The following is a 24361-nucleotide window of genomic DNA, read 5'->3' on the forward strand; positions in this document are numbered from 1 at the left end:
TGGCTCGGAAGGTCACAGTTCCGCCTGTGCCTGAAAATGAGGTGTATGTCTGCGGGCATATAGGTCGCTTCAAACAAGTTAGCTCTCACAGAATTGCACCAACTCCCCCTATGGAGCCGTCGCTGGCGTTGTTGCCAATTAGTTCGAAGGGGCGAACTGGCCCTTGTGCATGGATGCATTTGCACCACGACTTTATGCCGCTGGCACAGCGGCTAGCATTGCTTTCAGCTAAAAATAGCCAAATAACATAGACTGAACTTCCAGCAACGGATGTTGCTCATTGCCTGCCGCAGGCTTATGCACAGGCGATCCTGTGACTCGGCGTTAATACGTCCTTGTAGCCTCGACGAAAACATCCTTGTTTTCGACGGTCACAGTTCCGCCTGTGCCTGAAAATGAGGTGTATGTCTGCGGGCATATAGGTCGCTTCAAACAAGTTAGCTCTTACAGAATTGCACCGACTCCCCTTCGGAGCCGCCGCTGGCGTTGTTGCAAATTGGCGTAGCCGAGACAGGGATGTCGAGGCTCGAAGGTCGAGCAAGGATGCGAGTCCTGAGTGTAGCCAATTTGTTTCATAAGCCAGCGGGGATTTCGGCTACGTCGGGGTGTCCTTGGGGATGCAAGGGGCTTTGGACAAGCAAAGCCTCTTGCTCGGTGTGGTGTGGAACACCACGACTTCAGGCTGCTGGCACAGCGGCTATTATGGCTTTTAATCCCGAATGCAGTGAAGAAAAGGAACTGTCTTGGCCATCCAGAGTATTCCCTGTTAAACCTTTCTTTGGATTCTTGTGTCTTATTCATCATAACGGCTACAAGTTGGCAAAATTTGCCACTCGCAGATGGTGGATTTTCATGTTTTACAGCCTTGCTTGATGTTAATTCATTTAGTATCAGTTAATTATAACTTTGGCACAAAGTCTGCTTTATTCTGAGCCATAAGCGGTAACCAAGTTTACTCGGCAGATTAAAACGAGAGGGAAGACAGAATGAAACAAGCGATTGGTGGAATATCTTTGGTGTGTGCACTGTTTGCGGCGGCGCCTGCTATGGCGATCAACTTTGAGCCAAGAGATGAGCAATGCGAGATGTCGCTAAACTACGACATCTCACTGGAGCCCAAGAAGCTGAGTGTCAGTAATCAAGGGAAAGAACATTATCGAATTGAGCCGGGCCGCCTGTATGTGGAAGGTGAAGAAGTGGTCTTGAATGCCGAGCAGAGCAAGCTTGTCAACGAGTACTCGGATGCCATGGCTCAGCAGTTACCCGAAGTCATCTCTTTGGTGGAAGATGCCGTCACCATGGCGAGCGAGGCCGTGAGCATGGCCCTGACACCACTCTTGGGTGATGCCGCCGCTGCCAAGTTGGATGAAACCATGGGTAGTCTGCAACAGAGAGTCTATGAAGTGGCTCATCGCAATGGTGACCAGTACTTCCTTGGAGCCACTGAAGAGTCGCTGGAAAACGCCTTTGGTGATGAGTTTTCCAAAGAGATAGAGCAACTGGTGCAGCAGTCGCTAGGCAGTTTGATGATGGCCATGGGCAGCGCGATGATGTCAGGTGAGGGCGAAACCTTTGATGAGAAGATCAATGCCTTCAGCCAGAAGATGGAAAAGATGGGCAAGGATATTGAAGTGCAAATGGAGTCCCGCGCCCAGGAGATGGAGCAGAGAGCCGACGCGCTTTGCGACAACTTCCAACGTTTGGTGGTGCTGGAAGACAAGTTACGCAAGCAGGTCCCTGAGCTGGGCGAATTCCAGGTACTGTCCGGCAAGGTTGAACTGCAGCAATAATTTTTAAGCCGTGAGAGCTTAAGGTTCAAAACTAGGAGCCAAGGGCTTATAACCTGAAGCCCGAGTAGTTAACGGCATATTTTTACGATTACTTTGCAATAGTTTCCAATTGAAGTCTTTGACAGTTTAAGCTGGTGATTCCCCCTGTATCTTCCCCTCCCTTGATACAGGGGTTTTTTATTGGTTGTCTGCCGATTATGCCATCACTGCGGCGGTTTTTTTGGCTCAAGGCTATCCTTGGGTTAGAGTCAATAAGAAAGAATTGGTATACTTCGCAAAAATAATAAAACTGACACCCAAGTCAGGACTCAGTGACTCTACCCAGTGCGCTTTCCAAAACCCGGCAGCCCACACCCCATTATGGGGTCTTGACGGTGAGGCCCGTCGCTTTTCCAGGAAAGCTTTTACCAGTGTTGTAAACGGCTTAAGGCGACTTTCATGTTAGAACTGTTAGAACCTATCGCTATTTTCACTCATGTCGCCCGTGCCGGCAGCTTCAGTGCCGCGGCGCGCAGGCTTGGAATATCCAAATCCAAGGTCAGTACCCAGGTTGCCGATCTTGAACATAAACTCGGGATCCAGTTGATCCAGCGAACAACCCGTAGCTTAAGCCTCACCGAAGCCGGTAATCTGCTGTATGTGCAGGGGGAAGAACTGCTCCGGGATGCGGATCAGGCGGTGGCCAGTGTGCACAACCTCAATGATGCCACCCGAGGCGTGCTCAAGGTAGGGATCTCCCAGTCATTCGGCACCATGCATATTATTCCGGCACTGCCCGAGTTTATGACCCGTCACCCGGATCTCGAGCTGCAGGTGAGCCTGTTGGACCATAAGGTTGATGTGGTCAGTGAAGGCCTGGATCTGCTGCTGACCATGTCAGAGCAACTGCCTCTGGGTATGGTGGCCCGCCCGTTGATGAAGTGTCAGTTCCTGCTGGTGGCTTCCCCCGGGTATGTTGCGGCCCACGGTATGCCGGCCCGTCCGGAGCAGCTGGTGGAGCACAACTGTTTGGTTTACCACGGTGAATGGCATGAGCACAGCGTCTGGCAATTCAAGAAGGGCGATGACTACTGTGAGATAGGGGTTTCGGGTAATTTCAGAGTCGACAATGCGCCGGCGCTCAAGTCTGCCGCTGTCAGTGGGCTTGGGGTGGTTTATCTCGCCAGTTATCTGCTGGAAGATGAAATAGAAAAAGGCACTCTGGTGCCCCTGCTTCCCGATTGGCAACTGACCCATCATCTGCCGCTGCAGGCGGTTTATCCCAGACGTAAACACTTGGCCCCCAAGGTGAGTGCCTTTATCGAGTTCATCAAGGATCATATAGGTACGCCACCTTATTGGGACAAAAAATATGCAGATCTGTTTGCCCAACGCCAGGAAAAATAAAGAAATATCGTTCTCATAATAGAACAATGAAAAACACTCAAGTTCCGCTTGGGTGTTTTTTGTTTATATATCATATGGATGTTAGGATTTTATTGGTTTATTCAACCGCTTTATTATTTGATGGGCTTTAAAGATTTTTAATAACCCAGTTGCAGTCTGTTCTGAAATCAATACAATGGTTGCAGTTGATTCGGGTGGAACCAACATACGGGTGTGCCGCGGGACTGACCCCTCCTGCTGTAGACTGCTTGGTTCAACACAGAGTGTTAAGCCCTTATCAATGCCGACCCAGGTTTTCGAACTAAAACAATGTCGGCCTTAAAACCATCATCCTGATTTTGGTTTACCCCGGCCCAGGTGGTCGGGGTATTTTTATGTCTGTTTTCAGGACGGAATCAAGCGCATAAAAAGCCGCTCATGGGAGCGGCAGTTGATTCAGTTTCAAGCCTGGCTTTGCGCGGTTACCCAGTCTTTTACCTCCTGCTCCAGTACATTCAGCGGCAAGGGGCCGTTTTTCAAGACCAGAGTGTGGAAGGCGCGAATGTCGAAACGCTCACCCAGCGCCTCCTTGGCGTAGGCTCTAAGCGCAAGTATCTTGTTCATCCCCACCTTGTAAGCGGTTGCCTGCGAGGGCATAACTATGTGCCGCTCAACCATTTTTACTGCGTCAGATTCGGCATTGGGAGTGTTATCCATGTAATAGGCTATGGCTTGTTCTCGAGTCCATTTCTTGGCATGGATCCCGGTATCTACCACCAAACGGCAGGAGCGCCATAGCTCCATCGCCAATCTGCCAAAGTCTGAGTAGGGATCGCTGTAAAGCCCCATCTCCTTGGGGAAGTACTCACTGTATAGGCCCCAGCCCTCGATATAAGCCGTGTAAGAGCCGAAGCGACGAAAGCTGGGAAGTCCTTCCAGTTCCTGGGCTATGGCTATCTGCATGTGATGCCCGGGGATCCCTTCATGGTAGGCCAGTGCCTCCATTTGGTATTTGGGCATAGCCATTATGTCATAGAGGTTGGCATAGTAAGTTCCCGGGCGACTGCCATCGGCCGAGGGCTGGTTGTAGAAAGCCTTGCCGGCAGATTTCTCCCTGAAGGCTTCCACCTGTTTGACTATCAAAGGCGCTTTGGGCTTTACCTTGAACACTTCATCCAGGCGCGAGTTCATGTTATCGATAAGGGCGGTGGCCTCTCTCAGGTAGGCCCGGCGGCCGGCGTCGTTGTCCGGGAAGTAGAAGTCCTCATCTTGGCGCATAAACTCGAAGAAGGCTTTGAGATCGCCCTTGAAGCCAACTTTGTCCATGATGGCGCGCATTTCGCCGTGGATCCTGGCGACCTCGTCCAGCCCTAATTGATGAATAGTATCGGCGCTCATCTCTGTGGTGGTGGTATTGGCCAGGGCATTGTTATAGAAGGCGCTGCCGCTCGGGAATTTCCAGACTCCATCTCTGCTGTCGGCCCGTTTTTCCAGGGTTTCGAGATAGGCAATCAGCTTTTGGTAGGCTGGCCTCAATTGTTCTTTGAGGGCGATGGCGGCTTGATCCAGCAGTTTATCTTGGGTGTCTTCATCCAGCTTGAGTTTTGCCAACTTGCCCTTGAAGTCGGCCCAGATAGCGCTGTCCGGCTCACCATCAAACGGTGCGCCATGAATAATATTGCGACTGTCTGAAAGTACGTAGGGGAATACGAACTTGGGGGCGACTATGCCTTCCTCGGCGCGAACCTCGAGGGCGGTGATCAGCTGCTCGAACAGTTCAGGAACCCCGGCTATACGGCTGATATAGGCGCGGGCATCGGCTTCGTCGGCTATCGAGTGTTGGTTTATCAACAATGAAGGTACCAGCGAGTGAATGCCGTACATCTGGTTGACCGGGTAGTTGTAGTGGCGGAACTTATCATCGCGGATCAGGCGTTGCAGCTTGGCGGTCAACAGCTCCAGGCTCAACTTGCTCTGTGAGTCCAACTTTGTCGGATCCAGTTGTGACAGACGCTCAAGCTGCTGCTTGGCGCGAGCAAGCGCGGCATCATCGGCCGCATCTCCCAGTGAGTCCCATTTGCCGTAATCTGTCTTGATACCTAGAAAGGTCTGCCGCACCGGGCTGGCGGCGACATCTTCGTTGAAGATGGCTTCAAACAGGGCGTTGGCTTTGGCGGATTCGGCCTTGATGACCTCAGGAGCCAGGTTTGATGCTTGGTTACTCGGCCCGGAGACAGAGGCTTGGGCGAGAAGGGGATAACTGCTGCTTAAAACGGCGCCAAGGGCCAGCGTCAACAGACTTTTTCTTATGGTTATAGGCATGGACAACTTCCTTTTTGCTTGGCAATGGCAGGCCGGATGACGATGGCCCGAGTCAGGAAAGACGCACAGAAACCGCGACTGCTATGGCTCATTTGCGTCTAAAGAAGTTAATCCTAATGAAGTTGAGTAATTAAGTATTGGCGTAAATGTTAGAAAATATTTCCTCTTGCTGCTTTTGCTTTCGCAGCAGCAAGAGGAGGCTAATAAGAGATGGAGTTAACAAAACTGCGACAGCAGATCGTTGACGAACATATGTCCCTTGTTGGTGAGCTTCCAGTAACCGGGAGTGATCTCCACCAGCCCGCGCTCGGTGGCCTGCTGCATGCCTTTATCCAGGGTGTTGGCCGCAACGCCGGTGCGCGCTTCAAATTCGCTCCAGGGGATGGGGCTCATCAGTCGCAGCCTGTTCATCAGGTACTCCAGCGCCCTGTCTTCCGGTAATACATCGCTCTCCTCAAACAGATAATCCTCTGTGGCCAGGTATCCCTTTGGATGTTTTATCTTTACCGTGCGTACTATGCGGTCCTGCTCCGGTAGCGTCAGCTTGCCGTGGGCGCCGCAACCAATTCCCAGATAATCACCGAATTCCCAATAGTTGAGGTTATGGCGGCACTGAAAACCGGGTTTGGCGTAGGCGGATATTTCATACTGCTGGTAGCCAAGGGCCGCGAGTCTTTGCTGGCCCTGTTCATAGATGTGCCAAAGTGCTTCATCGTCCGGCAGTTGCGGCGGGCGCGAATGAAACAGGGTGTTTGGCTCTATGGTGAGCTGATACCAGGACAGGTGCGGAGGATTGAGCGCCGCCGCCGTGTCGATATCGGCCATGGCCTCTTCAAAGCTCTGGTTCGGCAGCCCGTGCATCAGATCCAGGTTAAAGCTCTGGTATCCGGCTGCGGCAACGCCTTTGGCGGCGTTGACGGCTTCGTCCTTGCCGTGAATTCGCCCCAGCAGGTTGAGCTTGTCTTTGGCAAAGCTCTGCACACCGATGGAGAGGCGAGTGACACCTGCGGCGCGGTAAGCGCTGAAGTCATCATGTTCCAAGGTGCCTGGGTTGGCCTCCATGGTGATCTCTATGTCATCGGCAAAGGCAATGCGCCGGTTCACGCCTTGCAGCAGCCTGCCTATCTGGGCAGCATCGAACAGGGAGGGGGTGCCGCCACCGATAAAGATGCTGTGCAGTTGCCGGCCTTGAACATAGTGCAGGTCGGCATCGAGATCGCCAAGCAGGGCATCGACATATTCCTGCTGCGGCAGCTCACCCTGTTTTCCGTGAGAGTTGAAATCACAGTAAGGGCATTTCTGCACACACCAGGGAATATGAATATAGAGACTCAGCGGTGGCAGCGTCAGCATCAGCCGAGGATCCCCTGTTGTTTGAAGGCTTCAAGCAGCAATTTCAGCGCCTTGCCTCTGTGACTGAGATGGTTCTTTTCATCACTGCTTAGCTCGGCGGCAGTTTGCTGGTAGCCACAGGGAATGAATACGGGATCATAACCATGGCCGTTGTTGCCCTTGGGTTCAAAACCTATTTCACCTTCCCAGGCGGCCTGGCAGATGATGGGAGTCGGATCCTTGGCATGACGCATATACACAAGTACACACTGGAAACGGGCGGTACGGGGGGCGGGCGTTGCCTCTATGGCGCCAAGCAGCTTGTTGTAGTTGCCTTCGGCCGTGGCGTTGGCGCCACTGTAACGGGCGGAATAGATGCCGGGAGCGCCGTCCAGAGCATCAACTTCGAGGCCTGAGTCATCGGCGATAGCGGGCAGGCCGGTGATTTCGGCGGCATGGCGCGCCTTGATAATGGCATTTTCAACAAAAGTGGTGCCGGTTTCCGCCACTTCAGGCACATCGAATTGGTTTTGTGGCAACACCTCAATATTGAAGGCGTTGAACATCTCGGCGAATTCTTTGAGTTTTCCCTTGTTGCCACTGGCAAGCACTATCTGTTTCATCTTGGATTTTCCTTATTTCGCAATGCCGGCAATAGTACCATTTTGCAAAAGAGTTTACTCACTCAGCGACAATGAAAAGGTGCGAAAACAAGTAGAGCTGTGGAAGGTTTGAGCCCTAATGGCTGTTGTCGTTTCTCTAAGTCGGCGGCCAATACCCACTCGGGGCGGCCATAAAAAAACGCCGCTTATTCGGCGGCGCTCTATTGACGGAATGCACAGCTCAATCGACGTAGAATTTCTGTTTGAAGGCCAGAGTGGTGTTGAGCTCGTTACCGTGTTTTATCAGGATTTGAAAGTTGATCTCCTGATCGTCGCGATAGGGCACCTCGGCAATATAGTAGATGGCATCACCCTCGCGAATTTCGCGGAATTTCAACTGCATTCTGGCATCGATAAGATTGTTGGCCAGGCCGGATATCTCGACCGGTACTGCCGGATTGCCCTCTTCGCTGGTATCCAGTACGGCGATATTGATGATACCCGTGTAACGGCTGCGTTCTATACCATAGTTCTTGGCGATGGATGGCGTCAAAAAGGTGCTGCCCAGCGCCATATAGTGGATGTCGAACTGGCCGACGGTCTGCTTCTGTTCGGCCTGAGCGACACCGGCCAGAGAGCCGAGACACAAAAGCAGGGTCAAAAATTTGCGCAACATAATGCTTTACCTGAGGTTAAGTGTGTTGAATTGATTATAGTCCCTTGTCTGCTGCCATGGCATCAGAGCAAGGCCTCGATTTCTGCGGGCAATATCTTGGGCGACTCAATACGCACCTGCTTGTGGCGGCCCAGTTCTCCCTTGACTATGGCTATCTGCCCCTTGGGCACCTTGAAGGCTTTGGACAGATACTTGGTCAGGTGGGCGTTGGCCTTGCCGTCCACAGGTGGCGCGGTAATGGCCACCTTGAACTCTTCACCATGCAGGCCAACCAGTTGATCCCGGCTGGCCTTGGGCTGGATATAGAGATTGAGCAGCAGATCCTGCTGCTCCCAGCTAACAGCTTTCATCAGGCAATGGCCCAGAAAGGAATCGTCTTGGCCAGCAGTATGTTGATGAAATTCATCAATACCATCAGCACCAGCAGCGATAAGTCCAGCCCGCCCATGGGGGGCAGGAAGCGGCGAATGGGCGCCAGCAGTGGCTCGGTCAACTGCATCATCACATACTCAATCGGATTGCGGCCCTGGCTGACCCAACTGAGGATGGCGCGGATTATCAGGATCCAGAACAGCAATACCCCAGCCTTTTTAAACAAGGACACCAGGGCAAACATCAAGGTGGCAATCAGGTTGAACGCCTGGCCCGCCATCAGGGTCAGCAAGAGTATTTTGACCACCACAACCAGCAGCGCCAGCACCACAGAGGCCGTATCCAGACTGCCTATGGAGGGCAGTATCCGCCGCATGGGCGCCACAATAGGATGGGTGGCCTTGACGATAAACTGGCTGAAGGGGTTATAAAAATCTGCCCGCACCAACTGCAGCCAGATCCTTAGTATGACTACCATAAAATAGAGGTCGAATACGACTGTAATCAGGTAAATCAATGCGTCATTCATGAAAAGTTTCGCCCTTGGGTCGTTTAGAATTCTTTGGCCATGGCTTCAGCCCTGGCAATACAGTTGTTCATTGCTTGTTTGATCAGTCCCTTGAGATCACTTCGTTGGAAGGTTTCCACCGCTTCATGGGTGGTACCGCCCTTGGAGGTGACATTCTGCCGCAGTTGGCCGGCGCTCAGCTGAGGATTTTGAATCACCATCTGTGAGGCACCCAGCGCCGCCTGCTGCACCAGTAACCTGGCCTTGGATTCATCCAGCCCCAGTTCTTTGGCCGCATCCATCATGCCTTCCATAAACAGGAAAAAATAGGCCGGAGAGCTGCCCGCCAAGGCGATCACCAAATTGAGATCCGTTTCTTTGTCTACCCACAGGGTCTCGCCGCCACTGGCCATAATCTGCTGGCAAAGATCTTTATCCGCCTGCTCAACCCCGCTTGCGGCATAAAGGCCTGTCATGCCATAGCCAAGTTGGGTTGGGGTGTTGGGCATGGTGCGGATAAGCTTAATCTGCTGGCCGAAGTAGTCATTGTATCTGGCGGCTGGGATCCCTGCCGCTATGGTAATAAACAGCTTGTCGGCCAGCGGCAGTGTTGCCAGTTGCTCACACACCTGCTGCATCAGTTGCGGTTTGACTGACAGCACTATGATATCGGCCCAGTCACAGGCGGCTTGGTTGTCTGTGGTGGTGAGGATGCCGAAATCGCGCTTGAGGGCATCGAGTTTAGCTGTACTTGGGTTGCTGGCCTGGATCAATTCAGCCGGATAACCGCTGCCCACCAGCCCGCTGATGATACTGCGGCTCATATTGCCGGCGCCGATAAAACAGATTTTCTTTTGAGCCATGCTGTCCCCTGTCACTTGTGATTGGAGTGTATCCCGCATCGGGTTTGACCGTGCGGGAGATATTAGTATTTGGGCCAATACTATCAAAAACAAGGTCTCAGCGGCCAATCTCAGATCTTATTGGCTGGTTTATCAGCCGTAGTTCCGCTCGCCGAAAATAGCGCTGCCGACTCTAACCATGGTAGAGCCCTTGGCGATGGCGAGTTCAAGATCCTGACTCATACCCATGGACAGGGTATCTACCTGGGGAAACTTGAGCTTCAGTTCGGCAAACAGTCGCTGCATGTGCGACAGCTCCGCCTCAAGCCTTGGGCCTTCACCGGCACTGGGAATTGTCATCAGTCCCCTGAGTCTGAGGTTGGGCAATGAGTCCACCAGGCTCGCCAGCTCAAACATTTCGCTCTGTGTTGCTATTCCTGCTTTGGAACTCTCACCCGAGACATTGATTTGGATACAGATTTCCAGTGGAGGCATGCCTTCTGGGCGCTGCTCCGACAGGCGGCGGGCAATTTTTTCCCGCTCCAGGGTGTGCATCCAATGGAAGTGCTCGGCGACAATTTTTGATTTATTGGATTGCAGCGGGCCGATAAAGTGCCATTCTATATCGGGACAGCGCTGCGCCAGTTCCATGGCTTTCTGTTGCCCCTCCTGGACATAGTTTTCGCCAAAGCAACGTTGCCCGGCGGCATAAGCTTGTTCAATGTCGGCGACCGGCTTGGTCTTGCTGACAGCCAGCAGCTTGATCTCGCTTGCATTTCGGGACGAAATTTGCGCCGCTTGAGCTATCCTGCGCTGGGCTAGTGCCAGTCTGTCTGCTATTGTTGTCATGATGTAAACTTTTTGGTTGAACGGATATCCCAAACTATGGAAATCACTGAATTATTGGCCTTTAGTGTAAAGCATAACGCTTCGGATCTGCACTTATCGGCCGGTGTGCCTCCCATGATACGCGTCGACGGTGAGGTCAGAAAGATTAATGTCCCTGCGCTTGATCACCAAGGGGTTCACAGACTTGTCTACGACATAATGAATGACAAGCAGCGTAAGGATTATGAAGAGTTTCTGGAAATCGACTTTTCCTTTGAAGTTCCCAATCTGGCGCGTTTTCGTGTCAATGCCTTCAATCAGTCCCGCGGCGCCGCCGCGGTTTTTCGTACTATTCCCAGCGACATTTTGACTTTGGAACAACTGGGCGCGCCGGAAATCTTCAAGAAAATCGCTTCATATCCTCGCGGTTTGGTGTTGGTAACCGGCCCCACAGGTTCGGGTAAGAGTACCACCCTGGCGGCGATGATAGATTACGTCAATGAGAACCGCCACGATCATATTCTCACCATTGAAGACCCTATCGAATTCGTGCACCAAAACAAGCAATGCCTTATCAACCAGCGGGAAGTGCACCGCCATACCCACAGCTTTAACGCCGCCCTCAGAAGCGCCCTGCGTGAAGACCCGGATGTCATCCTGGTCGGTGAGATGCGGGATTTGGAAACCATACGCCTGGCGATGACCGCGGCAGAAACCGGCCACTTGGTTTTCGGTACCTTGCACACCACCTCGGCGGCCAAGACCATTGACCGTGTGGTTGACGTATTCCCCGCAGGCGAGAAAGACATGGTGCGTACCATGTTGTCTGAGTCGTTGCAGGCGGTTATCTCCCAGACTCTGATCAAGAAAGTTGGCGGCGGCCGGGTGGCGGCCCATGAGATCATGATGGGAACCCCGGCTATCCGAAACCTTATCCGTGAGGACAAGGTGGCACAGATGTATTCTGCTATTCAAACCGGTATGGCCCATGGCATGCAAACCTTGGAGCAGAGCCTGCAAAACCTGGTGAATCGCGGCTTGATCAGTCGGGAAGATGCCATGGCCAAGAGCTCCAACAAACAAGCGAATTTCTAAGGAGTCCCCATGGACGTCAGACCTTTTCTCAAGGCTATGGTGGAGCGCAAGGCCTCGGATCTCTTTATTACCGCGGCCTTTCCTCCCAGTGCCAAGGTGGACGGTGAACTCAGGCCGTTGGCGGAAAACGCCTTTACCCCGGCGCAGTCGCTGGAGTTTGTCGAATCTTTGATGACGCCGGAGCAGAAAAAGGAGTTTCACGAGACCCGTGAATGTAACTTTGCCGTGGGCGCCAAGGAGCTGGGGCGTTTCCGGGTCAGTGCCTTCTGGCAACGGGAGTCGGCAGGCTGCGTGATGCGGCGCATCGAAACCAAGATCCCTACAGTGGAGCAGTTGTACCTGCCGCCCATTCTCAAAGACTTGGTGATGAGCAAGCGCGGATTGGTGATCATGGTCGGGGGAACAGGTACCGGTAAGTCCACCTCGCTGGCGGCACTTATCGGTTATCGCAATGCCAATGCCAGGGGACATATACTCACCATCGAAGATCCGGTGGAATTTGTTCACCAACATGGCAAGAGCATTATCACCCAGCGGGAAGTGGGTATAGATACCGAATCTTTTGATGCAGCGCTCAAGAGCTCATTGCGCCAGGCGCCGGATGTTATCCTTATCGGTGAGATCCGTACCCAGGAAACCATGGAGTTTGCTCTGTCGTTCGCTGAAACCGGCCATTTGTGTATGGCAACTCTGCACGCCAACAACGCCAACCAGGCGCTGGATCGCATCATGCACCTGGTGCCTGAGAGTAAGCACCAACAGCTGTTGTTTGACCTGTCGCTTAACCTGCGCGGTATTGTGGCCCAGCAGTTGGTGCCCAAGGTGGACGGCACAGGTCGGCGCGCAGCCATCGAAGTGCTTATCAACACTCCCAGAGTGGCCAGTCTTATTCAAAAGAACGAGCTGCACGTGCTCAAGGAGACCATGGCCAAGTCCAACGAGCAGGGGATGCAAACCTTCGATCAGGCGCTGTTCAAGCTCTACTGTGAAGGGGAGATCAGCTACGCCGATGCACTGCATCATGCTGACTCGCCTAACGACCTGCGACTCATGATTAAACTCCACAGCAATGACACCGGCAACTCAGGTTTCATGGAGGGAGTCACCCTGGATATGGACTAATGGGGGCTGCATTTCCCCATAGAATATTGACCATTCTACTTGGATGAAAAGGCGTCACTCTGACGCCTTTTGTGTTGGTATTGAGCGGATTGTTCGAAAAACAACAGTGTTTTTGTTATTGTGTTGCGCCTATTTTGTGAAAAGGATGGAAGGGGAATGCAATTGCGGCAAACCACTTTATTTTCAGCTTTGGGTCTGGCGCTGGCCGGTTGTTTCACTCTGCCGGCCGTGGCCGTGCCGGTTTCCGATGAGCTGGATATCGGCGGGGCGGTACGAGTTAACTATGGCTGGAAAGACTATGATGACGATGCCAAATTGGAGTTCGAGCTGTTTCGTGCCGATGTCAAATACGACAATGGAGAGCTGTTTGCATCGGCTCAGTATCGCTGGTATCAGGATCAGGATGTGATCCAGCATGCCTTCTTTGGCTATCGTTTTTCAGAAAACTCGGACATTCGCCTCGGGGTCACCCAGGTGCCTTTCGGTTTGCTGCCCTATGCGGCTCATTCCTTCTGGTTCGGCGCGACTTATTACCTCGGCTTTGAAGACGACTATGATGCCGGTATTCACTGGCAGTACAGCAAGGACGGCTGGCGCTACGATCTCGCCTGGTTTGCCAATGATGAATATGGCGACGGTAGTCGCTTTAAGCGTTATTCCTTCGATGTTGCCACCACGGAAAATGCTCCCTATGAAGAAGCCGGGCAGTTTAACGCCAGGGTAGAGCGTAGCCTGAAGTATGGTGAGTTTGCCCATAAACTGGGCGCTTCTGTGCAATATAGCCGTTTGGACTACAAGCCAATGGCCGGCGCCGTTGCCGGTGAAGACACAGATGGCTTGGCGGTAGCCGCCCATTGGCAAATGGATTGGCACGCCTGGCAGACTCAGGTGCAGTATCTGCATTATGACTATGACATGCCCGGCGAGCGTTTGGCGCTGTCGGCCTTTGCCTACCCGTTTGAGATAGCGGCCGAGGCCGATGTGCTCACATTTAATTTGTCGCGCAGCATAGATGTTGATTGGGGCCCTATCACTCAGCTCAACTGTTATAACGACTACAGCCAGGTATTTGCCTCGGGTACCGGGTTGGATGATTCGGTGCAGAATGTCACAGGTTGCGCCATCAGCGCCGGTAAGTTTTACTCTTATGTCGACTGGATTGCCGGTAAAAACATGTGGTTTGTCAACGGCCCGGGCATAGGTATTGCCGAAGGCGACAGCAGCTGGCATTCGAGGCTGAATATCAATGTCGGCTTCTATTTTTAATTGCTGAAGCTAAACTGCTGTAGAGTGCAAACAAGAGATTAAACAAATGGAGGTGTTATGGTGAAGGTGTTCAAGCCCATGGCAAGATTGAATTTAACCGTGCCGACATTGAAGGGACTGGCTTTGACTGGTTTGGCTTTTACAGCATGGGTTTTGGCGCCCATGGCGGCTGTTGCCGGTCAGTGCCCCGATTACCTCAATATCAAGTTGAGAAAGCTCCATTCCCAGGAGTCTGTCGACCTGTGTGAACTCACCCAAGGTAAACCTGTGCTTCTGGTCAATACCGCCAGCAATTGTGGTTTTACGCCTCAATTCAAGGCGCTTGAAGCCCTGCATAAGGACTACCGCGAGCGCGGGCTGGTGGTGATAGGTTTTCCATCCGATGACTTCTTCCAGGAAGAAAACCAAGAGAAAGATACCGCCAAGGTGTGTTACATCAACTATGGCGTGACCTTTACTATGGTGGCTACCTCTGCGGTTCGTGGTAGTGATGTGAACCCGGTATTTGCCTATCTGGGGCAGCAGGCCGGCGCGCCCAAGTGGAACTTCTACAAGTACCTGGTCAGTGGCGACGGTAAACAGGTGCAGAGCTTTAACTCCAGAGTCAAACCCGATAGTGATGAATTGATCAAAGCGATTGAATCTGTGCTTTAATATCTGACTTATTGATTTTCTATCTGAGGTGATTTTGGCTAAGTTTATCGGTCTTGATAAAGACAAGGGCCACGCCGGGCGTGGTAAAACCGGGATATTGCTGTTGAATCTGGGGACGCCGGACGCACCGACACCCGCGGCGGTGCGGCGTTATCTGGCCGAATTTCTCTCCGATCCCAGGGTGGTGGAGATCCCCAAGGCGCTGTGGAAGCTTATTCTCCATGGCATTATTCTCAGGGTCAGGCCGGCCAAATCGGCGGCCCTTTACCGTGAGGTGTGGACTGATAAGGGCTCGCCACTGATGGATATCAGTGAGCGCCAGACCCGGGCCTTGGCAGAAAAACTCAAGGCCGAAGGCGTTGAAGCCGAAGTTGCCTTGGCGATGCGTTATGGCAACCCGGCGGTGGGCGATGTGCTCAAACGCCTGCACAACCAAGGGGTTGATAAACTGGTTGTACTGCCGCTCTATCCTCAATATGCCGGCCCTACCACGGGCTCTGCGTTTGATGCCATAGCCAAAGAGTTGACTCAATGGCGTTACCTGCCGTCGCTGCATTTTATCCATACCTACCACGATAATCCGCTGTTTATCGAGGCGCTGGCCGAGTCCATCGAAGCAGACTTTGCCCAACACGGCAAACCGCAGAAATTGGTGCTGTCGTACCATGGTATGCCGGAGCGGAATCTCAAGCTGGGCGACCCTTACTACTGCTTCTGTATCAAGACCTCAAGATTGTTGGCCGAGCGTCTTGGGCTGGCAGAGGATGATGTGATCAGCAGCTTCCAGTCCCGTTTCGGCAAGGCCAAATGGCTGGGCCCTTACACGGATGAAACCATGATGGCTCTGCCAAAGCAGGGGATCACAGATGTAGCCGTTGCCTGTCCGGCATTCAGCGCCGATTGCCTGGAAACTCTGGAGGAGATTGCCGGGCAGAACCGTGAGTTCTTCGAGCAGGCCGGTGGTAAGTCATTCCGCTATATAGCGGCGCTCAACGACAGACCGCGCCATATAGAGATGATGGCGGAGTTGGTTCGTCCCTATCTGTAAGCGCTCTTTCCCCCTATTCAGGGCTGCAATCCGGCAGCCCTGCCAACAATATTTGACACTACCTTTCTTTGCGGATCGCTTCGCTGCCCTTGTTGCCTGCCACGCTATGCCTTAGCTTGGCAAGTTGAATGTTAATTTATGGTTAACAATAGAAAAATAAGGATAAGGCATCATGGATCGCGAGCAGATATATGCCAGCATGGCCGGAGAGGGTCGACTGGATTATGAAAAGTACCTCAATACTCCCAAATTGCTCAGCTGTCAGAAGCCCTATGAGCAGCTGTGTAACGCCGATGAGCTGCAGTTTCAAATAGTGCATCAGTCGGAGGAGTTGTGGATGAAGCTCATCTGTTACACCCTGCTGGAGATTGATGAGCGTATGGCCGCAGGGGAGACCTTTAAGGTGTTGACCCTGTTTGCCCGGGTACATAAGGCGATGGGGTTTCTTATCGAGCAACTGAGTATTCTTGATACCATGTCCATCAAGGATTATCAGGCAATTCGGCTGCAGCTGGGCAACGGCAGCGGTCAGGAATCACCGGGATTCAAAACCCTGTTGCAGCTTTATAAGCCGCTGTGGCTCACCTTTGAGCGAGTCTACCTTGAGCAAAAGGGGCTGACGGTCGAGCAGATATACAACAGTGAATACCGTCACGATGAAAGCTATATGGTGGCTGAGGCCATGATAGAGTACGACCAGCTGTTTCAGCACTTCCGTTACCATCACATCAAACTCATCCACAGAAGCATAGGCATAGACAGCATGTCGCTGAAGGGGCGCAGCACTGAAATCCTCAACTCAGGTATGAAGATGCAGTTTTTCCCTAAACTATGGCAAATTCGCGGTCAGATGACAGATATCTGGGGCGGTGTTTACGGCGTCAAACGCGACTCGATTGCCGACTGAGGAGCCTGGAATGTCGTTGAAATCGCGTTTTCATCTGCCCGAAGGGCACTATTTTTTGTCCCACTCTGTGGGCGCCATGCCAAAGGGCTGCGAAGCTGCGGCCAGCGAGTTTCTCGGCGCCTGGAAGCATCAAGGCGGTGACGCCTGGCCTGTGTGGCTCGAGGGGGTTGAGCAGTTTTTGCAGCAACTTGCGGCTTTGACCCGAGTTCCTGCCAGTGGCTTTTGCCCGCAGCTGAATCTCTCTTCGGCTTTATCCAAGCTGGTCGGCGCCCTGCCGAATGCCAAGCCCGGTCAGCGGATCTTGGCCACCGAACTGGATTTCCCCTCCATGGGGTTTGTATTGCAACAGGCCGAGAAGAAGGGCTACCGCCTGCAGCTGCTTGAGCCGCAAGCCGGGCTGGTGTCTTTGAACCAGTGGCAACAGGCCTTGGGAGAGGATGTGGCGCTGGCCTTTATCACCCATGCCATTTCCGAAACCGGTCAGTTGCAGTCCGTGAGTGAAATTTGCGCTTTGGCCCGAAGCTTAGGAGTAATGACTGTGGTGGATATTGCCCAGTCTCTCGGAGTCATACCGATAGATTTGGGGCAGTGGCAGGCTGATGCTGTCTTGGGTTCCTGCGTTAAATGGTGTTGCGCTGGCCCGGGGGCGGCCTTTTTATGGCTCAGCGATAGGTTGGCCCAGACGCTGGAGCCTGTGGATCTGGGATGGTTCTCCCATGAGGCGCCGTTTGAGTTCGATATCCATGACTTCCGCTATGCCAAGGGAGCAAAAAGGTTTTGGGGGGGCACGCCTTCCGTATTGCCTTACATGCTGGCGGCGGCGTCACTGCAGCAGCTGCGCGCTTTCGGCGATAGTCAAATTTATCAACACAATCAGCGCTTGGGGCAGGGGATCCTGGATTGTGCCCTGAGTTATGAACTCAAGGTGGTGACGCCCAATATCAGCGGCGAGCGCAGTGGCACTGTGGTAGTCGATTTCGCCGATAGGCAGGCGGCGCAGCAAGTGTTCAATAGATTGGGGATCAAGACAGACTTGCGCCCAAGATTCGGCTTTCGCTTTTCGCCGCATATCTATACCGATGGTGAGGATATGGAGGCTTTGCTGCAGGGGCTCAGACAGTTGGGCGGCAAAAGGCTCTGAGAGCTTGTGGGCAGGATCTGGGGCCGATTTAGATGAGACTCATTCCTGGGGAAGCCGAAATAAGATTGGGCCAGCTGCGGCTTAAATTCTCCGGGAGTCTTTAAGCCACTGAGGTTTCAGTACTGGTTCTCGAAATAGCTTTCGATGATCAGCACAGCAGAGACGGCATCGATCTGGCCCTTGGTCAGCGCCTTGAAGCCACCGAGTTCAAATAACCTGGCCTTGGCATCGGCCGTGGTCAGGCGTTCATCCTGGGTGGCCACTTTGACACCGAAACGCCCGGCAATACGGTTGGCAAACTTACGGGCTCTCTGGGTCATCTCCTGCTCTGTGCCATCCATATTGAGTGGCAGTCCCACCACCACGAGATCTGGCTGCCACTCTTCGATTAAAGCCGCTATCTGCTGCCAATCGGGAATACCATCCACTGCCTTGATGGATGTCAGTGGGCTGGCACTGCCGGTCAACTGCTGACCTATGGCTATGCCTATACTCTTGGTGCCGAAATCGAAGCCCAGTACGGTTTTTGCAGTCATTTTGCCTCTGTAATCAAGCGTGTCCCATCTGGCTGGACATTTGCCAGATATCGAATCCCAGTGACTGGGTGGCCTTGAGCCAACGATGCTCATGGGGAGTATTGAACAGTATCTCGGGTGTGGCGGGAATGGTCAGCCAGCTGTTTTCCGCCAGTTCTTGCTCCAGCTGGTGGCGGCTCCAACCCGCGTATCCCAGCGCCACCAGAAAATGTTCCGGCGCCTTTGAGGTGCCAAGAGAGGTGAGAATATCCCGTGAACTGGTCAGCATTATCTCGTCATTGATGGCAGTGCTGTTGGCCCAATAGGGTTGACTGCTGTGCAGTACAAAGCCCCGCTCCGGGTTGACCGGGCCGCCCACCAGTACGCTGTTGTCTACTGATGGCTTGAGGGATACCTCTTCTGCCAACTCCATCTGCAGTAGCAACTCGTCAACTTCAATACCTATGGGGCGGTTGACCATGAGTCCCATGGCCCCCTTGTTGTCATGCTCGCACACATAGATGAGTGAACGCTCGAAGAAGGTATCATCGAGCGAAGGCATGGCGATAAGAAAATGATTTTGCAAACTGTCCATCATACTGCTCCTGGTACTTGTTGCCTGTCAGCCGCCGGCCAGCTTCACCTTGTAGCCCAGCTTCTCCAGCAGGCCCTGGAGTTGCTCTCGATTGTCGGTTTGAATCTCGATATCGAACGCTTTTACTGTGCCGCCGCAACCGCATTGCTTCTTGAGTTTTTGCGCCAGATCTTTCAGCGCCTTGGCGTCTAGTCCCAGCCCTTTGATCACTGAAACACCTTTGCCTTTGCGGCCCTTGCTGTCTTTGTGGATCCGGACGATACCATCGGATGTCGGGACTGTGGCTTGTTCCTTGGGCTGGCTAATACGGCCTTTGTCGGTACTGTATACCAAACTGACATTGGGATCTGTTTTCATTGTTGATGCTGAACTATGGCTTATGGGCGCAGTCTAACAGATTTAGCTTAAGCGCCCAATGGCTTGCTCCAAGCCGCTGAAATCAAAAAAAAGCCACCGTTAAGGTGGCTGGTAAAAACTGAAATTGCGCAGGGAACAAGATCAGTAACCGGCGTGGATGCCGGCAATCACAAGAAATGTCAGGAAAGCAGTATTCCGCCAAGCACTGCCATCACAGATAAAAAGGCGCAGGGCAGCATCAGTATTCTTAGCTTGGGCAACAGTAGTGTCAGTGTCGTCAGGACGAAACCGAAAGCGGCCAGATCAAAAGGTGAAATCTGTTGCTCGACCAATCTGGCACCGAGCCAACCGAGAATGAGCAGCGGCAGGATAAGCAAACGTCTGGCTTGATTGATGCTGCCTATTCCAGCCAGTTGCTGGGTTTGTTGCAGCAAAGAGTTTCGAGTCAGCAAAACACCACTGGCAATAATAAAGAATGCGAGATACCAAAGCATCATGAGTCATCCAAGGTTTAATCTAGATGATAATCATTATCATTTGATGGTGTGCTGAAGTCAAGCTGAATCGGTAAACTAAATTTTGTTAAATTCGGTTGTAGAGCAGAAGATTGAAATGTAAGCTGATTTCATGGGGTTTTGTGGCCATTTTCAGGCCTGGGTAAACGAGGAAATTTCGATGAAGTATCTGATAACAGCCGCAATGGCACTGATGCTAAGTGCTTGTAGTACACTGAATACTGGCTGGGATTATGACCCGGGTGTGAACTTCAGCCAGTACAAGAGTTATGCCTGGGTGGAAAAGCAATCCGAAGACACCAGCTATCATCTGGATGGTTTGATGGATCAGCGAGTACGTGATGCCTTGGATCGGCAGTTGGCACAAAAGGGCCTGCAGATTGCTACCAAGGAAAACGCCGATATCCTGGTTAACTATCTGACCAAGGTAGACAAGAAAATCAATGTCGACACTTTCAACACCAACTATGGTTACAACCCATACTGGGGGCCGGGTTGGGGCTGGGGCGGCAATATGCAGACCCAAACCACAGTACGCGAATATGAAGTCGGTACTTTGATTGTGGATCTGGTGGACGCCAAGTCCGGCAAACTCATCTGGCGCGGATCAGTGGCTGACACCATTCGCGACAGCGATACTCCGCAAAAGCGAATTGCCAAGGTTAACGAGGCGGTTGCCAGTGTTATGAGCAACTTCCCGCCCAAGGTGGAAAAATAACCTCTGAGTTCCACTAGGTCCATTTAGGAAATCCGGTATCGGAATAAAGCGGCGCAAAGCCGCTTTATTGTTTTTTAAGCAGTTCACACAGCAGTTGCCTCATTCTGACATTGACTCTGGATATCTGGCTGACCGATGACTGGAGTACATCTGCATTAGCCTTCAAGCCGCCTAGTTCAAAATCCAGTTTTACGGCCAGCAATTCCCCCCTTGCTCATTGCCTCTTGGACCAAGGGCAGTTCTGTGGACACAGTGACAGGCGTGAGTGTTTTCTTAAGTCTTATGCCATTGAGTGGAACTACTTGTACAACCTGGGGTTTAAGCGGTTTTACGGCAATAACCCTGATGCGTATGGTATTGGACTCAGGTTATTGCATACCCTTGGGGGGAAGGCCGACTCATTTTGGTGACGGTTCCAGCTATTACCTGGGCGCTGGAAGCCGGTATTCTGGGAGCTTCTTATTCTACAACCCCTTGTTTAACTGGCTCTATTACTGCTTGCGGCGCACGTCCATCGGTCCATCAAGGTGTTTTATTAAAAGGTAACTACTATGTAGGAGATTTCTGCTGCAGTAGCAACTCATTACCGCAGATGTTGGTTTATCTTGGCTAAAATTAAAGACGATTATACAATGCGTTAGCCGGTGACCTGTGACTTGGCGCACTAAAGCCAAGTGAACCGGCGGTGGATTGTGTTCTGCCTGAAACTCATCTATATAGTTGAAGGATTGATAGTTAGGGAGGCCTGGGTGAATCGTTATTTGGGCTTGGCGGGGGGGATTCCGCTGCTGTTGCTGAGCAGCGCTGTGCTTGCCTGGGAAGATTCTGACGGTGACGGTGTCCCTGACACTAAAGATGCCTGTCCCGATACCCCGGCACAGGCAGCTGTGAGCGCCAATGGTTGTGTCTTGGATAAGACCCCCTCCATGACGGATATCTGTTTACCGACAACGTCCGGTGGTGTCTATCCCCAAAATTGCGATACAGCCAATCCAATAAGGCTGTATTTCGACTTGGGTTCGGCGCAGATCCCCCTGGCGCAGTGGCCGCAACTTGCCAGAATGAAAGCATTTCTTCATCAATATAAGGTAAACTTGCATATTGAAGGACATGCCGACATCAGCGGCTCAGATGCCATAAATCAACCTTTGTCAGCAGCTAGGGCCGAAAGTGCCAAAATGGTGCTGATTGAGGATTATGGTTTTCCGGGGGCACAATTCAGTACTCACGGATATGGCAGCAAGCAGCCTGCCGCAGATAATACCAGTGTCTTGGGTCGCAGCCTTAACCGCAGGGTTGAGTTTGTGGTCGATTTAAAAAAGTAAGTTAAATAAGGTTTGTAAGGGAGTATTTTAATGGAAAATCTCGAAGGGCTGTTCAAACAAGCGCCCGAGTTAATCGCGGCCTATGGCATCAAGATACTGCTTGCCATTGTCATTTTCTTTGTCGGTAAGTATTTGTCCAATGTGGCCAAGAAAGTCACTGCCAAAATGTTGGGCAAGCGCAAGATAGATCAGACAGTGGTTTCCTTTGTTGCCAATATGGCTTGGGCCGTGGTGTTTGTATTTACCGTTATCGCTACCTTGGGGCAGCTAGGCATTCAGACTGCCTCTCTGGTTGCAGTTCTCGGTGCCGCCGGTTTGGCTGTGGGCTTGGCGCTGCAGGGCTCACTGTCCAACTTTGCCGCCGGTGTCTTGATGGTACTGTTCCGCCCTTGTCGTGTGGGTGACTATGTTGAAGCCGCAGGTGTTGCCGGTACTGTAGATGAAATCACCATCTTCTCTACCCGCCTGAAAACGCCGGACAACAAGGTCATCATAGTGCCCAACTCCACTATCATGAATGGTAGCATCACCAACTACTCTGCTATGGACAAGCGCCGTATCGATCTGGTGATTGGGGTTTCTTACGATGCCGATATCCGTCATACCAAGCAAATACTGACAAGCATTCTCGATAATCACGAGAAAGTACTGAAAGAGCCTGGCTATACTGTGGGTCTGCACACACTGGCTGACTCTTCGGTTAACTATGTGGTTCGCCCTTGGGTGAAGTCCGCTGATTACTGGGGGGTCTACTTCGAACTGATGGAGCAGATTAAACAGTCTCTGGACGAAAACGGCATTGGCATTCCATATCCTCAGATGGATCTGCATGTCAAAGAGCTGCCTTCCAAGTAAGTTCAGCTTTGGACAAAGACCGGCAGATGCCGGTCTTTTTTTACCTGTATTCTGACAATGGGTTATATTAGCCAGGATGAATTTGAACCGGGATTGAGGGAGAAAACTATGTTGAAACTGACAAAGTGGAGCGCCGTGTGTGTATTGGCCTTGGCGAGCGCCTCGGCTATGGCGACGGAAGGGAAGGTGGCGGCCGAAGTCAAAATGGGCGGCCAGAGTGTCACCTTGATGGGTAAGTTGCCCGAGCTTAACCAGCTTGCACCAGGGTTTAAGGTGGTGGATGACAAGTTTGCCCCAGTGACTTTAAGTGACTTCAAGGGTAAGACAGTACTTATCAGCGCGGTTCCCAGTCTGGATACCGGCGTCTGTGCCCTGCAGACCAAGAGATTCAATAAGGAGTTCAGCAAGTTTGATGATTCTGTGGTCATGTTGACCGTCAGTGAAGACTTACCCTTTGCCCAAAAACGTTTCTGCAAGGTGGAGAATGTAAATAAAATCAAAGTATTGTCAGACTCTGTCTGGCGCGACTTTGGTAATAAGTATGGTTTGTTGATCCCAAATCGAGGCTTGCTGGCCAGAGCGATATTTATTATCGATACCAATGGCCAGCTCAAGTACCGTGAGTTGGTGGCGGATGTGTCTCACCACCCGGATTACGATGCGGCGCTCAAGGCCTTGAAAGAAATCAGCCAGGGACAAATATAAGGCTAAGAACACCATGTGTCTCGGCCCTTTGGCGCTGGCTTGGGTTCAGCGGCTGAGGCTTTTAAGCCAGGCAATTTCTTCGGGCCAGATCTCTGGGCGTATGGTTTCTAATATCAAAGGTATCCTCTTGGTGGCGGGGTGGCCGAGAATATACTCGAAAGCGGTTTTGCCTATTTCGCCCATACCTAAGGAGTCGTGGCGGTCGACCCGGCTGCCGAGCCCTGTCTTGCTGTCGTTGAGGTGCATGCCCTTGAGGTATTGAAAGCCCACGATATGGCCAAAGGCATCAAAGCTTTCCCGGCAGCTTTCCTGAGTACGGATGTCGTAACCTGCGGCAAACATATGGGCGGTATCCAGGCAAACGCCGACTCGGGATTTATCCTCAACCCCGTCTATGATCTGCGCCAGTTGTTCAAAGCTGTGTCCCAGGTTGGAGCCTTGGCCCGCGGTATTTTCGATGACGGCACAGACGCCATCACAAGCTGCCAATGCCAGGTTGATTGAATCGCTGATGTTACGCAGACAGTGGTTTTCACTTATCTGTCGCAAGTGGCTGCCGGGATGAAAGTTTAGCAAGGTTAATCCCAATTGTTTGCAGCGAAGCATCTCATCGACAAAGGCATCGCGGGATTTTTCCAGCAGCAAGGGATCCGGGTGTCCCAAGTTAATCAGATAGCTGTCGTGGGGCAGAATTGCCTCGGGTCTGAACCCCAGCTGTTGGCAGTTTTCCTGAAAGGCGGCGATGGACTGTTCGGTTAAAGCTGCTGCCTGCCAGCGCCGTTGATTTTTGGTAAACAGTGCAAAGGCACTGGCCCCTATCTTGTGGGCATTAAGGGGAGCATTTTCCACGCCACCCTGGGCGCTGACATGGGCACCAACCCACCTTTCCTGACTCGTCACCCAGAC

Annotated in this window: 26 protein-coding genes; 13 read left to right on the top strand and 13 right to left on the bottom strand. The window is 52.3% G+C overall.

All coding sequences use genetic code 11. From position 1 onward, the window contains the following. Positions 1-986 precede the first annotated feature (986 nt). Positions 987-1790, top strand: a complete 804-nt coding sequence (locus CX651_RS08335; protein WP_101055476.1) for a YggN family protein — start codon at positions 987-989, stop codon at positions 1788-1790. Between the two features lie 438 nt (positions 1791-2228). Next, positions 2229-3176: a LysR family transcriptional regulator gene (locus CX651_RS08340; RefSeq protein ID WP_039034912.1), complete on the top strand. Its 948-nt coding sequence runs from the start codon at positions 2229-2231 to the stop codon at positions 3174-3176. A 441-nt stretch (positions 3177-3617) separates the two neighbouring features. Here CX651_RS08340 and CX651_RS08345 read toward each other — a convergent pair whose 3' ends face one another. The 8 genes from CX651_RS08345 to CX651_RS08380 all read right to left on the bottom strand — a co-directional run bounded on the left by CX651_RS08345 (position 3618) and on the right by CX651_RS08380 (position 10658). After that, the gene (locus CX651_RS08345) at positions 3618-5477 is read right to left on the bottom strand and encodes a DUF885 domain-containing protein (protein ID WP_101055478.1); all 1860 of its coding nucleotides are present in this window, start codon (positions 5475-5477) and stop codon (positions 3618-3620) included. A 216-nt stretch (positions 5478-5693) separates the two neighbouring features. Next, entirely contained in the window at positions 5694-6830 is a 1137-nt protein-coding gene (hemW, locus tag CX651_RS08350) for a radical SAM family heme chaperone HemW (protein ID WP_101055480.1), read from the bottom strand. Further along, the gene (gene rdgB, locus CX651_RS08355; RefSeq protein WP_101055482.1) at positions 6830-7432 is read right to left on the bottom strand and encodes an RdgB/HAM1 family non-canonical purine NTP pyrophosphatase; all 603 of its coding nucleotides are present in this window, start codon (positions 7430-7432) and stop codon (positions 6830-6832) included. Before rdgB ends, hemW begins: the two co-directional genes overlap by 1 nt. A 220-nt stretch (positions 7433-7652) precedes the next feature. Further along, positions 7653-8087 carry a DUF4426 domain-containing protein gene (locus CX651_RS08360; RefSeq protein ID WP_101055484.1) on the bottom strand — a complete coding sequence of 145 codons (435 nt, stop codon included), beginning with the start codon at positions 8085-8087 and terminating at the stop codon, positions 7653-7655. Between the two features lie 62 nt (positions 8088-8149). Then, positions 8150-8437, bottom strand: a complete 288-nt coding sequence (yggU, locus tag CX651_RS08365; protein WP_037436422.1) for a DUF167 family protein YggU — start codon at positions 8435-8437, stop codon at positions 8150-8152. Continuing rightward, positions 8437-8988 carry a YggT family protein gene (locus CX651_RS08370; RefSeq protein ID WP_101055490.1) on the bottom strand — a complete coding sequence of 184 codons (552 nt, stop codon included), beginning with the start codon at positions 8986-8988 and terminating at the stop codon, positions 8437-8439. The genes yggU and CX651_RS08370 overlap by 1 nt, the downstream gene beginning before the upstream one ends. A 23-nt stretch (positions 8989-9011) precedes the next feature. After that, positions 9012-9830 carry a pyrroline-5-carboxylate reductase gene (gene proC / locus CX651_RS08375; RefSeq protein WP_101055491.1) on the bottom strand — a complete coding sequence of 273 codons (819 nt, stop codon included), beginning with the start codon at positions 9828-9830 and terminating at the stop codon, positions 9012-9014. Positions 9831-9962: 132 nt separating this feature from the next. Beyond that, a complete protein-coding gene (locus tag CX651_RS08380) occupies positions 9963-10658 on the bottom strand; it encodes a YggS family pyridoxal phosphate-dependent enzyme (RefSeq protein ID WP_101055492.1) in 696 nt (231 codons plus the stop codon). A gap of 36 nt (positions 10659-10694) precedes the next feature. Between CX651_RS08380 and CX651_RS08385 the strand changes: the two genes are divergently transcribed. From CX651_RS08385 to CX651_RS08415, 7 genes are all read left to right on the top strand, one after another. Beyond that, on the top strand, positions 10695-11732 hold the full coding sequence (locus CX651_RS08385) for a type IV pilus twitching motility protein PilT (protein WP_025009461.1): 1038 nt from the start codon (positions 10695-10697) through the stop codon (positions 11730-11732). A 9-nt stretch (positions 11733-11741) separates the two neighbouring features. Then, positions 11742-12854 (top strand): PilT/PilU family type 4a pilus ATPase, encoded by a 1113-nt coding sequence (locus CX651_RS08390; RefSeq protein WP_101055493.1) that lies wholly within the window; start codon positions 11742-11744, stop codon positions 12852-12854. Positions 12855-13010: 156 nt separating this feature from the next. Next, positions 13011-14120 (top strand): hypothetical protein, encoded by a 1110-nt coding sequence (locus tag CX651_RS08395; RefSeq protein WP_101055500.1) that lies wholly within the window; start codon positions 13011-13013, stop codon positions 14118-14120. A 162-nt stretch (positions 14121-14282) separates the two neighbouring features. Beyond that, positions 14283-14774, top strand: coding sequence for a glutathione peroxidase (locus tag CX651_RS08400; RefSeq protein ID WP_224866272.1), 492 nt, complete (start codon positions 14283-14285; stop codon positions 14772-14774). Positions 14775-14808: 34 nt separating this feature from the next. Further along, complete coding sequence (gene hemH / locus CX651_RS08405) at positions 14809-15822, top strand: ferrochelatase (protein WP_100145767.1); 1014 nt, start codon at positions 14809-14811, stop codon at positions 15820-15822. Between the two features lie 172 nt (positions 15823-15994). Beyond that, on the top strand, positions 15995-16729 hold the full coding sequence (locus CX651_RS08410; RefSeq protein ID WP_044733990.1) for a tryptophan 2,3-dioxygenase family protein: 735 nt from the start codon (positions 15995-15997) through the stop codon (positions 16727-16729). 10 nt (positions 16730-16739) lie between these two features. Beyond that, positions 16740-17870 (top strand): aminotransferase class V-fold PLP-dependent enzyme, encoded by a 1131-nt coding sequence (locus CX651_RS08415; RefSeq protein ID WP_101055501.1) that lies wholly within the window; start codon positions 16740-16742, stop codon positions 17868-17870. A gap of 116 nt (positions 17871-17986) precedes the next feature. On the opposite strand, the gene ruvX is transcribed toward CX651_RS08415, so the two are convergent. The 4 genes from ruvX to CX651_RS08435 form a co-directional block, all read right to left on the bottom strand. After that, the gene (gene ruvX / locus CX651_RS08420) at positions 17987-18406 is read right to left on the bottom strand and encodes a Holliday junction resolvase RuvX (RefSeq protein ID WP_025009458.1); all 420 of its coding nucleotides are present in this window, start codon (positions 18404-18406) and stop codon (positions 17987-17989) included. Positions 18407-18419: 13 nt separating this feature from the next. Then, entirely contained in the window at positions 18420-18980 is a 561-nt protein-coding gene (locus CX651_RS08425; protein ID WP_039034899.1) for a YqgE/AlgH family protein, read from the bottom strand. 27 nt (positions 18981-19007) lie between these two features. After that, a complete protein-coding gene (gene yciH / locus CX651_RS08430) occupies positions 19008-19337 on the bottom strand; it encodes a stress response translation initiation inhibitor YciH (RefSeq protein WP_025887568.1) in 330 nt (109 codons plus the stop codon). 179 nt (positions 19338-19516) lie between these two features. Next, the gene (locus tag CX651_RS08435) at positions 19517-19834 is read right to left on the bottom strand and encodes a hypothetical protein (RefSeq protein ID WP_101055502.1); all 318 of its coding nucleotides are present in this window, start codon (positions 19832-19834) and stop codon (positions 19517-19519) included. A gap of 178 nt (positions 19835-20012) precedes the next feature. Here CX651_RS08435 and CX651_RS08440 point away from each other — a divergent pair, with 178 nt between their 5' ends. From CX651_RS08440 to tpx, 4 genes are all read left to right on the top strand, one after another. Further along, complete coding sequence (locus CX651_RS08440; RefSeq protein ID WP_025009455.1) at positions 20013-20570, top strand: DUF4136 domain-containing protein; 558 nt, start codon at positions 20013-20015, stop codon at positions 20568-20570. A 749-nt stretch (positions 20571-21319) separates the two neighbouring features. After that, positions 21320-21895 (top strand): OmpA family protein, encoded by a 576-nt coding sequence (locus CX651_RS08445; protein WP_146225976.1) that lies wholly within the window; start codon positions 21320-21322, stop codon positions 21893-21895. 30 nt (positions 21896-21925) lie between these two features. Then, the gene (locus CX651_RS08450; protein WP_025009451.1) at positions 21926-22750 is read left to right on the top strand and encodes a mechanosensitive ion channel family protein; all 825 of its coding nucleotides are present in this window, start codon (positions 21926-21928) and stop codon (positions 22748-22750) included. Between the two features lie 108 nt (positions 22751-22858). Then, positions 22859-23455 (top strand): thiol peroxidase, encoded by a 597-nt coding sequence (tpx, locus tag CX651_RS08455; RefSeq protein WP_101055504.1) that lies wholly within the window; start codon positions 22859-22861, stop codon positions 23453-23455. Between the two features lie 45 nt (positions 23456-23500). On the opposite strand, the gene nfo is transcribed toward tpx, so the two are convergent. After that, positions 23501-24355, bottom strand: coding sequence for a deoxyribonuclease IV (gene nfo / locus CX651_RS08460; protein WP_101055505.1), 855 nt, complete (start codon positions 24353-24355; stop codon positions 23501-23503). Positions 24356-24361: the final 6 nt, after the last annotated feature.

Origin of the sequence: Shewanella chilikensis (assembly GCF_002836945.1) — a bacterium.
GTDB lineage: Bacteria > Pseudomonadota > Gammaproteobacteria > Enterobacterales > Shewanellaceae > Shewanella > Shewanella chilikensis.